The 14504-nt window shown below is 73.3% G+C and carries 14 protein-coding genes; 4 read left to right on the top strand and 10 right to left on the bottom strand.

Annotated features, from left to right (window positions below):
- Position 1 precedes the first annotated feature (1 nt).
- Entirely contained in the window at positions 2-1042 is a 1041-nt protein-coding gene (locus RM779_RS28010; protein WP_311620564.1) for a questin oxidase family protein, read from the bottom strand.
- A 163-nt stretch (positions 1043-1205) separates the two neighbouring features.
- On the opposite strand from RM779_RS28010, the gene RM779_RS28005 reads away from it, so the two are divergent.
- Complete coding sequence (locus RM779_RS28005) at positions 1206-1916, top strand: B3/B4 domain-containing protein (RefSeq protein ID WP_311620563.1); 711 nt, start codon at positions 1206-1208, stop codon at positions 1914-1916.
- 16 nt (positions 1917-1932) lie between these two features.
- Here RM779_RS28005 and RM779_RS28000 read toward each other — a convergent pair whose 3' ends face one another.
- Genes RM779_RS28000 through rhaI form a run of 7 tightly spaced genes read right to left on the bottom strand, consistent with a single transcriptional unit; the run spans position 1933 to position 10123 of the window.
- Positions 1933-2496: a TIGR03086 family metal-binding protein gene (locus RM779_RS28000; protein ID WP_311620562.1), complete on the bottom strand. Its 564-nt coding sequence runs from the start codon at positions 2494-2496 to the stop codon at positions 1933-1935.
- Between the two features lie 11 nt (positions 2497-2507).
- Positions 2508-3143, bottom strand: a complete 636-nt coding sequence (locus tag RM779_RS27995; protein WP_311620560.1) for a LutC/YkgG family protein — start codon at positions 3141-3143, stop codon at positions 2508-2510.
- A complete protein-coding gene (locus RM779_RS27990) occupies positions 3140-4612 on the bottom strand; it encodes a lactate utilization protein B (protein ID WP_311620559.1) in 1473 nt (490 codons plus the stop codon). The genes RM779_RS27995 and RM779_RS27990 overlap by 4 nt, the downstream gene beginning before the upstream one ends.
- A complete protein-coding gene (locus RM779_RS27985; RefSeq protein ID WP_311620558.1) occupies positions 4609-5361 on the bottom strand; it encodes a (Fe-S)-binding protein in 753 nt (250 codons plus the stop codon). Before RM779_RS27985 ends, RM779_RS27990 begins: the two co-directional genes overlap by 4 nt.
- A gap of 4 nt (positions 5362-5365) precedes the next feature.
- Complete coding sequence (locus tag RM779_RS27980; RefSeq protein WP_311620557.1) at positions 5366-6901, bottom strand: rhamnulokinase; 1536 nt, start codon at positions 6899-6901, stop codon at positions 5366-5368.
- 11 nt (positions 6902-6912) lie between these two features.
- The gene (locus RM779_RS27975) at positions 6913-8958 is read right to left on the bottom strand and encodes a bifunctional aldolase/short-chain dehydrogenase (RefSeq protein WP_311620556.1); all 2046 of its coding nucleotides are present in this window, start codon (positions 8956-8958) and stop codon (positions 6913-6915) included.
- A gap of 4 nt (positions 8959-8962) precedes the next feature.
- Positions 8963-10123 carry an L-rhamnose isomerase gene (gene rhaI / locus RM779_RS27970; RefSeq protein WP_311620555.1) on the bottom strand — a complete coding sequence of 387 codons (1161 nt, stop codon included), beginning with the start codon at positions 10121-10123 and terminating at the stop codon, positions 8963-8965.
- Positions 10124-10372: 249 nt separating this feature from the next.
- Between rhaI and RM779_RS27965 the strand changes: the two genes are divergently transcribed.
- The 3 genes from RM779_RS27965 (at position 10373) to RM779_RS27955 (ending at position 12253) form a co-directional block, all read left to right on the top strand.
- Positions 10373-10693, top strand: a complete 321-nt coding sequence (locus RM779_RS27965) for an L-rhamnose mutarotase (RefSeq protein ID WP_077062814.1) — start codon at positions 10373-10375, stop codon at positions 10691-10693.
- An 88-nt stretch (positions 10694-10781) separates the two neighbouring features.
- On the top strand, positions 10782-11804 hold the full coding sequence (locus RM779_RS27960) for a LacI family DNA-binding transcriptional regulator (RefSeq protein WP_311620554.1): 1023 nt from the start codon (positions 10782-10784) through the stop codon (positions 11802-11804).
- Positions 11805-11830: 26 nt separating this feature from the next.
- Positions 11831-12253, top strand: a complete 423-nt coding sequence (locus tag RM779_RS27955; protein ID WP_311620553.1) for a secondary thiamine-phosphate synthase enzyme YjbQ — start codon at positions 11831-11833, stop codon at positions 12251-12253.
- A 158-nt stretch (positions 12254-12411) separates the two neighbouring features.
- Here the strand turns inward: RM779_RS27955 and RM779_RS27950 are convergent, their stop codons facing one another.
- Together RM779_RS27950 and RM779_RS27945 are read right to left on the bottom strand one after the other, a co-directional pair.
- A complete protein-coding gene (locus tag RM779_RS27950; RefSeq protein WP_311620552.1) occupies positions 12412-13941 on the bottom strand; it encodes an alpha/beta hydrolase in 1530 nt (509 codons plus the stop codon).
- Positions 13942-14219: 278 nt separating this feature from the next.
- Positions 14220-14456 carry a hypothetical protein gene (locus tag RM779_RS27945; RefSeq protein ID WP_311620551.1) on the bottom strand — a complete coding sequence of 79 codons (237 nt, stop codon included), beginning with the start codon at positions 14454-14456 and terminating at the stop codon, positions 14220-14222.
- Positions 14457-14504: the final 48 nt, after the last annotated feature.

Here is a 14504-nt window from a genome sequence, read left to right as displayed (position 1 = left end):
ATCAGTCGTCCGGGTCCGTCAGTTCGACGGCGCGCAGTGCCGCGGCGGGCGCCGCCTGGTCGCCCGGCCGTGCGGCCATGACGTCGAGCGCGGTGTCGGCGAACTTGATGACGTGCTCGTTCCCGTGCGCCGCCGCCCGCTCGAACAGCTCCCGCGCCGTGATACCGCCGGCCTCGCCCGGCGGGAGGGGGCCGCCGGGCGGTGCGTACGCGGCGACGACGCCCGCGGCGGCCTGCCACGCCGCCGCCAGGCTCGCCGGCCACAGCGCGCGGGGCAGCGCGGGCAGCGTGCGCAGCACCGCGTTGGGGGCGGTCGCCGCGTGCACCAGCATCACCGGCTCCCCGTGCCCGTGCGTGCCGTAGTAGCCGACGGCGGCCTGCACCAGACCGGCCAGGCGCTCGCGGACCGCGTCCGCGTCCTCCGGCATCCGCTCCGCCCACCCCGGCAGCCCGGTGAGCCCGCCGAGCCGGTGGTTGATCCCGCCCGACCGGTCGCTCACCGGCCGCACCGCCCGCAGCGCCGCCTCCGCGCCGTCCGGCGCCGGGAGAACGGCCACGCCCGCGGGCAGCCGCTGGTGCCGCGCCGCCCAGTACCCGAGGGCGTGCGCCAACTCCGCGATCCGCGGCGCGTTCCCGCCCTCGGCGAGCAGCAGCCGCACGGCGTGGCCCACTCGGATCACCGGGTGCGTCGCGGAGGCAGTGATGCCCGGCAGCAGCAGCGGCCACCACTCGGCCAGCACCTCGCGCCAGGGGCGTTCGGCCAGACGCTCGGCGAAGTACACCGGCCAGTCGGCCAGATGGCGGGCGTCGCCGAGTGCCGCCGCCCAGTTCTCCGTGGTGATCCGTCCGTAGGACGCCGGTTTCTCCTCCAGCCGTCCGCCGTACGCGTCCAGCCATCGGTGCACCCGCGCCCCCTGCCCGTGCCGGGCCAGGGCCTCGACGGCCATCGGCGCATGATTGCTCAGCCAGCCCTTGAACTCGGGCCCTGTGGCGTGGAGGCGCAGCAGCGCCTCGTCGAGCGTTCCCGCGGCGTGTGTGTCCATGCCGCCGACGCTAGGCCGCCACCGGGCCGGGCCGGAACGGTCCGCGGACCCGGCCCGCCTGCCCCGTTCGCCCTAGGACGGCCGCCCGGCCGCCCGGCCGCCCGGTCCGTTCCGGATAGGGTGAACCGCCCAGGTGGAGGAGCGGCGTGAGAAAGGGAGCACGATGACGGAACTGCGGGTTGCGGCGGCGGTCGGCGAGGCGTTCCCCGCCCTTGCGGTGGCGGCCGTGGTCGCCGGGGACCTGCGCGGCGATACCCCGTGGCAGGAGACGGAACGGCTGCTCGCCGAGCTGGAGACGGCCGCCGCGGACGGCGACTGGTCGCCGCCCGCCGAGTCCGACCCGGGCCTTGCGTCCTGGCACGCGGCGTACCGGGCGTTCGGCACCAACCCGCGCCGGTTCCGGCCCAGCGTCGACGCGCTCTGCCGCCGCCTGGGCAAGTCCGGCCGGCTGCCCCGCATCAGCCCGGCCGTCGACACCTACAACGCGGTCTCCGTCGGCCACGGGCTGCCCGCGGGCGCCTTCGACCTGGCGGCCGTCCGCGGGGACGTCGAGCTGCGCTTCGCCGCTCGTGGCGACACGTTCACCCCCTTGGGGGAGCCCGACACGACGGAGGAGGCCAGGACCGGCGAAGTCGTCTACGCCGACGCCGCCGACGTCCTCACCCGCCACTGGAACCACCGGGACAGCGACCGCACCAAGGTGACGCCCGCCTCCCGGGAGGTCGTGTTCCTGCTGGAAACGGTCGAGCCGGGGACCGGCCGCAAGGTCCTGGACCAGGCGGCCGATCAGCTCGCCGGGCTCCTCACGCCGCACGCCGCCGTCGTCGACACCCACCTGCTGACGCCCGACCACCCGGCCGTCCGCCTCCGCTGACGGCCCGCGGGCGGCCTCACGGCCGCCTGCCGAGCAGCGCGACCAGCCGGTCCTGCCGCGAGGCCCGGTCCGCCACCGGCACCGGCGGGCCGAAGATGCCCAGGCCCTGCCAGGTGTCCGCCTGCCCGCTGGCGTAGTCGAGGCACAGCGCCACCAGATCCTCGTCAAGCCGGTCGTCCGCGCCGATCCCGCGCGCCAGGTCCCAGGCGTGCACGGCCAGGTCGAGCGTCATCTGCCGCAGGTAGTCGTCCGCCGGAATCCGCCCCGCGCTCGTGTGCACCGGCGTATCGCGCGCCCCAGGGGCCCGGACCGCCGCCCGGGAGGCCGAAGCCGCGGAATCCCAGGCACCCACCGGGTCCTCGCCCAGCACATCGCCCTCGAACCGGTCGCCCACCTCGTCCAGCGTCGCGCCGCGCAGCAACCACGGCGCCCACAGGTGCTCCCCGGTCAGGTGCCCCACCAGATCCCGCGCCGACCACTCCGTGCACGGCGTGGCCGACGCCCACTGCTCCGCGCCGACCCGGTGCACGCGCCCGCCGAACTCGTCGAGCCCGCGTTCGAAGCCGTCGACCAGATCCATGGCGCATCCCTTCAGCCGCGGAGCAGAACCACCTCCAGCGTACGCGGGCCGTGCACGCCCTCAACCCGGCTCAACTCGATGTCGCTCGTCGCCGAAGGGCCGGAGATCCAGGTCAGCGGGCGCGCCGGGGACAGGCGCGGCAGCGCCTGCGGCACGGAGTCGACGACCTGCCCGGGAACGCGCACCACGCAGATGTGGTGGTCCGGCACCAGGGTGATGCGGCGGCGGCCCTGGTCGGGGGAGCCGTCCAGCACGATCGTGCCGGTTTCCGCGATGGCCAGGGCGCAGCCGGTGACGACACTGTCCACGGCGTCCAGCTCCCGCGCGGTGGTCTCCGCGGCGTCCGCGACGCGCGCCGCGCCCGTCGCCGCCAGCCACTCGGGCGGCAGCCCCGGCGGCACCACCACCGTCTTCGCCCCGCGCGCCGCGAGCAGGTCCGCGACGAGGCCGGGCAGCCCGGCGGCGTCCGTGCGGTGCACGAGCGCGCGGTAGTCGGCCAGGTGCTCCGCCAGCATCTCGGTCGCGTCGGCGGGCGCGTGGGTGCTCAGGTAGTCGCGCGGGACGTGGACGTCGGCGGGCTCCTCCGTCCGGGGAACGTCCGCCAGGGCCCGCCTGATCCGGCCCAGGACGAGGTCACGGCTGCTCATCGGTCCTCCCGCCCGCCGGTGCGGCGCCACCAGTCGCGGAACGATTCGGCCGGCACCGCCGGCACCTCCCGCGTGTCCGTCCAGGCGCGCCCCGGGCCCGGCAGGCGCCCCGGGTGGAGGCGGCGCGTGCGGGCGGCGGCCCGCTGCCCGGCGCGCAGCACGCCCGGCCGGTCGAGCGCCCAGCGGGCCGCCCGCATCGCCGCCCGTTCCGCCGCGTGCCCCTTGGCCGGCTTCAGCCGGGTCCGCTGCCCGCGCACCGTGGCGGGGCCGCCCTGCACCACCCGCTCCCGCAGGTGCACCAGCACCTCGGGGATGTCGATCGCCACCGGGCACACCTCGTAGCAGGCGCCGCACAGCGACGAGGCGTACGGCAGCGAGGCGTCCACCTCGCTCGTCGTCCCCCGCAGCTGCGGCGTCAGGATCGCCCCGATCGGCCCCGGGTACGCCGAGCCGTAGGCGTGGCCCCCGGCCCGCTCGTACACCGGGCAGACGTTCAGGCAGGCCGAGCAGCGGATGCAGCGCAGGGCCTGCCGGCCCACGGTGTCGGCCAGCGCGTCGGTGCGCCCGTTGTCCAGCAGCACCAGGTGGAACGCCCGCGGCCCGTCGGAGTCGGTGGTGCCCGTCCAGGTGGAGGTGTAGGGGTTCATCCGCTCCGCGGTCGAGGAACGCGGCAGCAGCTGGAGGTAGACCTCCAGATCCCGCCACGTCGGGACCACCTTCTCGATGCCGACCACCGAGATCAGCGTCTCGGGCAGCGTCACGCACATCCGGCCGTTGCCCTCGGATTCGACCACCACCAGGGTGCCGGTCTCGGCCACCAGGAAGTTCGCCCCCGAGATGCCGACCTTCGCCCGCAGGAACTTCTCCCGCAGGTGCAGCCGTGCCGCCTCCGCCAGCTCGCCCGGCCGGTCGCTCAGCCCGACGGGCGCCGGACGGCCCCAGTCGGCCATCCGCTCCGTGAAGATCTCGCGGATCTCCTCGCGGTTGCGGTGGATCGCCGGCACCAGGATGTGCGACGGCAGGTCGTCGCCCAGCTGAACGATCAGCTCCGCCAGGTCCGTCTCGTAGGCGCGCACCCCGGCCCCGGCGAGCGCCGCGTTCAGCCCGATCTCCTGGGTGGCCATCGACTTGACCTTGACGACCTCCCGCTCCCCGGTCTCCCGCACCAGGCGTGTCACGATGCGGTTGGCCTCCCGCGCGTCGGCCGCCCAGTGCACCGTGCCGCCCGCGGCCGTCACCGCCTCCTCGGCCTGCGGCAGGTAGTGGTCCAGGTGCCGCAGCGTGCGGTCCTTCACCGCGGCGCCCGCCGCCCGCAGCGCCGCCCAGTCCGTCAGCTCGCCCACCGCCGCCGCCCGCTTGTCGCGGATCGTGTGCGTGGCGTGGGTGAGGTTCGCGCGCAACCGCCCGTTCGCCGTGGCCGTGGCCGCGGCCGCGGGGAACGCGGGCATGCCCAGATAGGTGCCGCTCACCACTGCTCCTTATCCGTACTGGCCAGGATCTCCGCAAGGTGCACCGGGCGCACCGGCGAGCCCAGCCGGGCCAGGGTGCCCCCGATGTGCAGCTGGCAGGAGTTGTCCACGGTGCACACCGCCTGCGCCCCGGTGCCGATGATGTGCCGCGCCTTGTCGGCGCCCATGGCCGCGGAGACCGCCGCGTTCTTCACCGAAAACGTGCCGCCGAAGCCGCAGCACTCCTGCGCGCCGGGCAGCTCCACCAATTCGAGGCCCGCCACCGCGTCGAGCAGCCGTTTCGGCTTCGTGCCGAGGCCGAGCATCCGCAGCCCGTGGCAGGTGGGGTGATAGGTGACCCGGTGCGGGTAGTAGGCCCCGACGTCCGTCACCCCCAGCACGTCGACCAGGAACTCCGTCAGCTCCAGCGTCCGCGGCACCACCGCCTCCGCCGCCCGCGCCAGCTCCTCGCCCCTGCCCTCCGCCGCCGCCTTCGCACCGATCCGCGGATAGTTCTCCCGCACCATCGCCGCGCACGAACCCGAAGGCGTCACGACGTAGTCGAAGCCCTCGAAGGCCGCCGCGAACCGCCGCACCAGCGGCTCGGTCTCCCACCGGTACCCGGTGTTGAACTGCGGCTGCCCGCAGCACGACTGCGCCTCGGGGAACTCCGCCTCCACGCCGAGCCGCCGCAGCAGCGACACCACCGCCCGGCCCGTGCGCGGGTACAGCGTGTCGTTGATACACGTGACGAACAGCGCGACCCGCATCCCTTTAGTCCTTTCCGCCGTCGGCCAGCCGGGCGGCCGCCCGTTCCCACGCGCGTGTGCCGCCCGAGGGCTCATGGTGCCGCAACGCCTGCGTGCCGCGCAGCAGGCCGCGCAGTTCCGGCAGCCCGCCCCGCACGCCGCCCGCCGCCCTGGCCTGCACCAGCAGGTTCCCCAGGGCCGCGGCCTCCGCGGGGCCCGCCACCACCGGCAGCCCGCAGGCGTCCGCGGTCAGCCGGCACAGCAACTCGTTGTGCGCGCCGCCGCCGACGATGTGCACCACGTCGACCTCGCGGCCCGAAAGGCGCTGCGCGTCGGCCACCGCCGCCCGGTGCGCGAGCGCCAGCGAATCCAGCACGCACCGCACCGTCTCCGCCTCGTTCCGCGGCTCGGGCTGTCCGGTGCGGCGGCAGGCCGCCGCGATCCGCTCCGGCATCCCGCCCGGCGGGATGAACTCCGGGTCGCCCGCGTCCACGACGGAACGCAGCGGCGGCGCCTCGGCCGCGCGCGCGAGCAGCGGCCGGAGCTCCTGCGGCGAGCCCGCCGCCGCCCACTCGCGCAGGCATTCCTGGAGCAGCCAGAGCCCCATGATGTTGCGCAGGTAGCGCACCGTGCCGTCCACGCCCAGCTCGTTGGTGAAGTTGGCGCGGCGGCTCTCCTCGCTCAGCACCGGCGCGTCAAGCTCCACCCCGGCGAGCGACCACGTGCCCGTGGCGATGTACGCGAACCGTTCACCCGCCGCGGGCACCCCCGCCACCGCGGAGGCGGTGTCGTGCGAGCCGACGGCCGTCACCGGAACCTGGCCCGTGAGCCCCGTCTCCGCCAGCACGCCGGGCAGCAGCCGCCCCGCCGGATCGCCCGGCCGCCGCAGCGGCGCGAAAAGGCCCAGGTCGACCTCGGCCGCGCGGGCCACCTCCCGCGACCAGTCACCCGTGCGCGGATCGATCAGCTGGGTCGTCGAGGCATTGGTCAGCTCCGTGCCCGCCTCGCCCGTCAGCCAGTAGGCGATCAGGTCGGGAATCAGCAGCAGCCGCCGGGCGGCGGCCAGTTGCGGATCGTCCCGCGCCGCCGTCAGCTGGTACACGGTGTTGAACGGCAGGTGCTGGATGCCGGTCCGCGCGTACAGGCCGGTCGGCGACAGGCGTGCCGCGAGCCGTTCCGCCATGCCCTCGGTGCGGCCGTCCCGGTAGTGCACCGGATTGCCGAGCAGCGCGCCCGACGCGTCCAGCAGGCCGTAGTCCACCGCCCACGAGTCGATCCCGACCCCCGCCAGCCGCCCGCCGGTCTCCCGGCCGGCCGTCCGCAGCCCGGTCAGCACCCCGCGATACAGCGCCAGGATGTCCCAGTACAGCGTGCCGCCGACCCGCACCGGCTCATTGGGGAAGCGGTGCACCTCGCGCAGCGACAGCTCACCACCGCCCGCGAAGCCCAGCATCACCCGCCCGCTCGACGCGCCGAGATCCACCGCGGCGAACGGGCGGCCGCCCCCGCCGGCCTCGGCGGGCGGGGGCACCTCGTTCCTGTCGTCGGTCACGTCTCCCATGCCGCCCACGGTCAGCGCAGGAACGCGGCGGCCACCCCGGCGTCCACCGGAATGTGCAGGCCCGTGGTGTGGGAGAGGTTGCCGCCGGTCAGCGCGAAGACCGCGTTGGCCACGTGCTCGGGCAGCACCTCACGCTTCAGCAGCGTCCGCTGCGCGTAGAACTCGCCCAGCTTCTCCTCCGGCACCCCGTAGACGGCGGCCCGCTTCGCGCCCCAGCCGCCGGCGAAGATGCCGGAGCCGCGCACCACGCCGTCCGGGTTCACGCCGTTGACCCGGATGCCGTGCTCGCCCAGCTCGGCCGCGAGCAGCCGCACCTGGTGCGCCTGGTCGGCCTTCGTCGCGCCGTAGGCGATGTTGTTCGGCCCGGCGAAGACGCCGTTCTTCGACGAGATGTAGACGATGTCGCCGCCCAGGTCCTGCTCGATCATCACCCGGGCCGCCTCCCGCGACACCAGGAACGAGCCGCGGGCCATGATGTCGTGCTGGAGGTCCCAGTCGCGCACGGTCGTCTCAAGCAGCGGCTTGGACACGGAGATGCCCGCGTTGTTGACGACGAGGTCCACGCCGCCGAACGCGAGCACCGCCGCCCGGAACGCCTCCCGGATCTGCTCCTCCGAGGTGACGTCCACCGTGACCGCGACCGCCCGGTCCGAGCCGCCCAGCTCGGCCGCGACCTCCTCGGCGGCCTCGGCGTTCAGGTCCGCGACGACCACGCAGGCGCCCTCGGCCGCCAGCCGCGCCGCGGTCGCCCGCCCGATGCCCGAGCCCGCGCCGGTCACCAGCGCGACCCGCGTGGCCAGGGGCTTCGGCGCCGGCATCCGCCGCAGCTTCGCCTCCTCCAGCTCCCAGTACTCGATGCGGAACTTCTCCGACTCCTCGATCGGTGCATAGGAGGAGACGGCCTCGGCGCCGCGCATCACGTTGATCGCGTTCACGTAGAACTCGCCCGCGACCCGGGCGGTCTGCTTGTCCTTCCCGAAGGAGAACATGCCGACCCCGGGCACCAGCACGATCGCCGGGTCCGCGCCGCGCATCGGCGGCGACGTCTCGTCCGCATGCCGTTCGTAGTACGCCCGGTACTCCGCGCGGTACTCCTCGTGCAGCTCCTTCAGCCGTGCCACGGCCTGCTCCAGCGGCGCCCCGGCCGGCAGGTCGAGGACCAGCGGTCGCACCTTGGTGCGCAGGAAGTGGTCCGGGCACGACGTGCCGAGCCGCGCCAGCCGCGGGTGTTCCGCCCTGGCCAGGAAGTCCAGCACCTCATCCGTGTCGGTGAAGTGCCCCACCTGCGGCCGGTCGGCGCTCGCGATCGCCCGCACCACCGGCGCGAGCGCCGCCGCGCGCTCCCGGCGCTCGGCCGCGGGCAGCGCCACGTAGCCCTCGCGCACCGGACCGAACGGCTCGGCCCTGCCGCGCCGCTGGAGGAACTCCTCGGCCGTGCGGATGATGCGCAGCGAGTTCCGTTCGCACTCCTCGCTCGTCGCGCCCCACGCGGTGATGCCGTGGCCGCCCAGGACGCAGCCGATGGCCTGCGGGTGCGCACGCTGCACGGCGGCGATGTCCAGGCCCAGCTGGAAGCCCGGCCTGCGCCACGGCACCCACACCACCTGTTCGCCGAAGCACTCCTTGGTCAGCGCCTCCCCGTCCGCCGCACAGGCCAGCGCGATACCCGAGTCGGGGTGCAGGTGGTCGACGTGGGGCGCGGCGACCAGGCCGTGCATCGCCGTGTCGATGGAGGGCGCCGCCCCGCCCTTGCCGTGCAGGCAGTAGTCGAACGCGGCGACCATCTCGTCCTCGCGCGCCACGCCCGGGTAGACCTCGCGCAGCGCCCGCAGCCGGTCGAGGCGCAGCGCGGCCAGGCCGGCGGGCCGCAGCGTGCCCAGGTCACCGCCGGAGCCCTTGACCCACATGAGCTCCACCTCGCCGCCGGTCACCGGATCGGTCGCGGTGCCCTTGGCGGAGGTGTTGCCCCCGGCGTAGTTCGTGTTGCGCGGGTCCGCGCCCAGCCGGTGCGACCGCGCCAGCAGCTCGGTCACGGCCTGGTGTTCCTGCGTCGTCATCGGTTCAGGCTCCCCATCCGGCCTGTTGGCCGCCCTTGCGGTTCTCCGTGATCTGCTCGGCCCAGCCCGAGCGGTGGTAGGCCGCCACCGGGTCAGGGGCCAGGCCCGACTCCGCACGCAGCTCCGCGAGCAGCGGCCGCACGTCGGTGTTGAAGGCGTCCATCAGTACCGCGTTCGCGCCCAGCACGTCGCCCGCGGACTGCGCGGCGCCCAACGCCTCGCGGTCGACGAGCAGCGCCTTGGCGGTGGCCTCCTGGACGTTCATCACGGAACGGATGATCGCCGGGATCTTGGGCTCGATGTTGTGGCACTGGTCGAGCATGAAGGCGACCCCGGGGCCGAGCCCGCCGCCGCCGACGACCTCGCACATGATGCGGAACAGCTGGAACGGGTCGGCCGCGCCCACCATCAGGTCGTCGTCGGCGTAGAAGCGGGAGTTGAAGTCGAAACCGCCGAGCTTCCCCTCGCGCAGCAGCAGCGCCACGATGAACTCGATGTTGGTGCCAGGCGCGTGGTGCCCGGTGTCCACCACGACCTCGGCCCGGTCGCCGAGCTTGAGGCAGTGCGCGTACGCCGTGCCCCAGTCCGGCACGTCGGTGGTGTAGAAGGCGGGCTCGAAGAACTTGTACTCAAGCAGCAGCCGCTGCTCCTCGCCCAGCCGCTCGTACACCGCGGCCAGCGCCTCGGCCAGGCGGTCCTGGCGGGCGCGGATGTCGTCCTGGCCTGGGTAGTTGGTGCCGTCGGCGAACCACAGCTTCAGGTCGCGCGAGCCGGTGGCATCCATGATGTCCACGCACTCGAACAGGTGGTCCAGCGCCTTGCGCCGCACGGCGGCGTCCGGGTGGCAGACGCTGCCGAGCCGGTACTCGTCCTCCTGGAACACGTTCGCGTTGATCGCGCCGAGACGCAGCCCCCGCTCCTCGGCGTGGCGCGCGAGCGCGGCGTAGTCGTCGACCTTGTCCCAGGGGATGTGCAGCGCGACGACCGGGGCGACCCCGGTGTGCCGCTGCACCTGCGCCGCGTCGTCGATCTTCTCCCAGGGGTCGCGGGGCACGCCCTCCTGGGCGAACACCTTGAAGCGGGTGCCGGAGTTTCCGTAGGCCCACGACGGGGTCTCTATGGACTGCGAGGACAGGGCCGCTTTGACGGCGGATGGGGCGGTCATGCGATCAGGGCTCCCAAGGTGCTCAGCGCCGCTATGAATCGTTTCACTACCAGGACGCTAAGAGCGCCCGTCACATGCTGTCAAGGGAGCGGACGACGGTCGTCGGGGTTCCTCGCGGGCTCGGGCACCGATCCGGCGCGGCCGGGCCTTTCGGATCTTGACGGCGCGCGCGGGGCGTGGCTAGCTTGCCCGCGGGCATATGAATCCTTTCAGAAGGTCACCGGAAGAAGTATCAGAAGAGGTGAGGTCGTGCAGCGCGTCTGTTTTCTGCTGAAGGTCAGGGCGGACCGGATCGAGGAGTACCGGGCGCGGCACGCCGAGGTGTGGCCCGAGATGCAGCAGGCGCTCTCGGCGTCCGGCTGGCACAACTACTCGCTTTTCCTGCGGGAGGACGGCCTCCTCGTCGGCTACCTGGAGACCGACGACTTCGCCGCCGCACAGGAGGCCATGGCCGCCACCGACGTCAACGCGCGCTGGCAGGCCGAGATGAGCGGCTTCTTCGAATCCCTGGACGGCGCGCGCCCCGACGAGGCCATGCGCCCGCTCACCGAGGTCTTCCACCTCGCCTGAACCACCGGGTGGGGCACGGCCGCCACCCGCCGGGTTGCATACCATGGCCCGGCGGTGAGAGCGCTCACGAGATGAACGGGGCACGGACATGGCGCACACGGTGGGGATCAAAGAAGTGGCCAGGCAGGCCGGGGTGTCGGTGGGGACCGTGTCCAACGTCATCAACCGCCCGCACATGGTCGCCGAGGAGACCCGGCAGCGGGTCCAGGAGGCCATCGCGGAACTTGGGTACGTCCGCAGCGAGTCCGCCAGGCAACTGCGCGCCGGCCAGAGCCGGATCATCGCCCTGCTCGTGCTCGACATGGGCAACCCGTTCTTCGTGGACGTCGCCTCCGGCGCCGAGCGCGTCGCCCGCGCCTCCAAACTGGGCGTGATGCTCTGCAACAGCGCGCAGAGCACGTCGGAGGAGAGCGACTACCTGTCCCTGTTCGCCGAACAGCGGGTCCGCGGCGTCCTGGTGACGCCCGCCGACATGTCGGGCCGCAACCTGGCCGACTTCCGGCGGCACGGCATCCCGTTCGTCTTCGTCGACCGGGTGCTCCCGAGCGCCGAGGGCTGCTCGGTCTCCGTCAACGACGTCCTCGGCGGCACGCTCGCCGTGCGCCACCTGCTGGCGCAGGGGCACACCTCGGTCGCGTACGTCAGCGGACCGATGTCGCTCAAGCAGTGCCAGGACCGCAAGGAGGGCGCGGTGGCCGCGCTCGCCGAGGCGGGCCTCGGCGAGGACGCGCTGCGCCACGTCGAGGCCGAACGGCTCGACGTGGCCTCCGGCCGCGACGCGGGCGCCCGCCTGCTCGGCATGCCCGCCCGCCCCTCCGCCGTGTTCTGCGCCAACGACCTGCTGGCCCTCGGTGTCCTCCAGGCCCTGTTCGCCGCGGGCGTCGGCGTACCGGACGAGGTGGCGCTCGTCGGCTATGACGACATCGAGTTCGCCGCGGCCGCCGCGGTGCCGCTCACCTCGGTCCGCCAGCCCGCGGTACGGATGGGACGGCAGGCCGCCGAACTGCTGCTGGAGGAAACGGGCGAGGACGCGGGACTCCACCGCCACCAGCGCATCGTCCTCGACCCGGAACTGATCGTCCGCCAGTCCAGCCTCGCCGAACGGCGCTGAGCCTTCTCGCCTCGTAGCGTGGTGCCATGAGCGACTCCTTCCGCACCACCGTCCTGCACATCACGACCGGCACCTCCGAGGCCGTCACGGACCTCACACGCGACTGCGAGTCGTTCCTCGCGGAGGCGGCGAGCGGGGCCGACGGCCTGTTCAACATCTTCGTCCCGCACGCCACCGCGGGCGTCGCGATCCTGGAGACGGGCGCCGGCAGCGACGACGACCTGCTGTCGGCCCTGCGAGACCTGCTCCCCGCGGACAACCGCTGGCGCCACCGCCACGGCGCCCCCGGCCACGGCCGCGACCACGTCCTGCCCGCACTCGTCGCCCCCCACGCCACCCTCCCGGTGCTCGGCGGACGCCTGCAACTGGGCACCTGGCAGTCGATCTGCCTGGTCGATACGAACGGCGACAATCCGGACCGCCAGGTGCGGCTGAGCTTCCTCGGCTGAGCTTCCCCGGCTGAGCGGACCTGGAGACGGTGGAGCGGCCCTTTGACGGCTGTGGGAAGTGCCTGCTCGGGCCGCAGGCGCGGCCCGATGCCCCGCTTCGGGATGACCCACCGGTGACAAGCCATCCCGGGAGCGACACGCGGTCCGGAAACCACTTCTCACAGGCTGCAACGGGCGTCGGCGGGCGGGGATTCGAGGTCGAGGAGATACGCGTCGACCACGTCATCGACGCACTTGCTGCCGCCGAGGAGGTAGGCGCCGTGCTGCTTGCCGTCGACGGTGAGCAGGCTTCCGTCGAGAGCTTGCGCCATCGCGATGCCGCCCTCGTGCGGCGTGACCGGATCGCCGGTGACCGACACGATAAGCGTCTCCGGGAGGCCTTCGGCATCGGCGAGCCAGGGCTCGTCGCGTGTCGGCGGCGCGGGCCACGCCTCGCATTCGCTGTGGTAGTTCCCCGCCGTGAACACGTCGAGGTCAAACATTGGCGCGACCTCCCCGATCTCGCGTGCGAGCGCGGTCTGTTCCTCCGGCGTCGGACGGGGCGAGTCCATACAGCGCACGGCGATGTTCGTGTCGAAGTCCAGGCCGTAGGCGCCGTCCGCCGTGCGGGCGTAGAAGGTGTCGCGCAGGGCGAGCATCTCGTCGGCGTTCCCTGCCTCGAGCTCAGTCAGGGCGGAGATGACGTCGGGCCATTTCGCTTCGGAGTACAGTCCACCGCTGATGCCGAGGTACACGTCCCAGACGCTCAGGTCCCGGCCGCCGGCGGTCGCCGCTGGTGTCTCGACAAGCGGCTGGACGATCTCGTGCAGGCGATCGTTCGCAGCCGCGGGGTCGGGGCCGAGAACGCAGTCGGGCGATTCCGCGCACAGAGCGGCGAGGTCGTCGAACCGTGCCTGCAGGCCGGTGAATGAGGAGAGGCGGAACTCGCTCGCCGTCAGGTCGGGCGAGACGGCCCCGTCGAGCACGATCGCGCGGACCTTCTCGGGGTAGGTCGCGGCGTACATGGCGCCGAGCTCGGAGCCGTAGCTGTAGCCGAGATAGGTCAGCTGGTCGTCACCGAGCACCTTGCGCATGATGTCCATGTCGCGCACGACGCTCGCAGACCCGGCGTTCACGAGGTTCGCGGTGCCGCCGGAACCGTCCGCGCAGCGCTCCGCGAGCTCGACCGCCTCCTCGGCGCTCGTGATGTCGTACACCGCGCCGAACCGCGGCACGTCGCCCGCGTCGTACTCCTCGTCGGTGTAGCAGTTGAGAGCGGGGGTCGACGACGCGACCCCGCGCGGGTCGAAGCCGACGATGTCGAAGCGCTCGGCGACGGGGCTTGCCTGCCACAGTGGCAGGGTGGACGCGACGAAGTTGGTACCGGAGCCTCCGGGGCCGCCCGGGTTGATCAGCAGGGAGCCCTCGGCCTCGCCCGTGGCGGGGAGGCGCATGAGCGCGATGTGCGCCCTCTCGCCCTCCGGCTCGTCGTAGTCGAGCGGAACGTTGACCGAGGCGCACTCCAGCGCCGGGTTCGCGAACAGCTCGGCGTCCGCCGCGCTCGTCGCGGTGTTCTCGCATCCGACCCAGTCGAGCTCTTGCTCGAGGTAGGCGCCGAGGCCCGCATCCGCGCCGGAGTCCGGTGGAGGAGAAGCGGGCGCGCATCCGGCGAGCGGGAGGAGTGCGGCCGTGGCGGCCGCGGCGAGCACGGTCGCGAGGTGTCGGGATCGTTCGGGGAGCCGAGGACGTGGGCGCATGCGTTTCTCCTATGCCAAGCCGCGGTCGGGTACGAGGGTGCGGCGGCGGTGACGGATTGTTCTTGGGTTGGGGCGCTGGGCAGCAACGTGACCGGTCGGTGCGGGGGTGTCAGCTCTCGATCCCGTCGGTCTCGGCGTCCAGGAGCCGGTGATGGCGGAAGGTAGGCGCTCGTTCGATCCCGCGAGGCCGGCGGGAGAGTTGGGCGCGCCAGGTGAATCCGCCGCGTGCCTTACCTGCTCGCGGCGACCCCGAAGCTGTCCGATCCGAGCGGGAACCGGACCGGCATATCGGAGGTCCGCACCTGCCGGTCGTCCCGGTAGAGCGAGGCCCGGCCCGACATGTGATCGATTTCCGCATCGCCGTCGGGGCCTTCGAGCCCGTCGACGCCGTGGGGGTCCTTCCGATCGCCCTGTCCGGGGTCGTTACGGGACGGAGTACCGCCACGACGTTTATCTAGCATGGGCATGCTAGATAAAGTAGCACACGCATGCCAGAAAGCGGCTAGGGTGGTGTC

Origin of the sequence: Streptomyces johnsoniae, assembly GCF_031845565.1 — a bacterium.
Classification (GTDB): domain Bacteria; phylum Actinomycetota; class Actinomycetes; order Streptomycetales; family Streptomycetaceae; genus Streptomyces; species Streptomyces johnsoniae.
The sequence above is the reverse complement of the archived record's forward strand: the minus strand, read 5'-3'. Positions and strand labels throughout refer to the sequence as shown.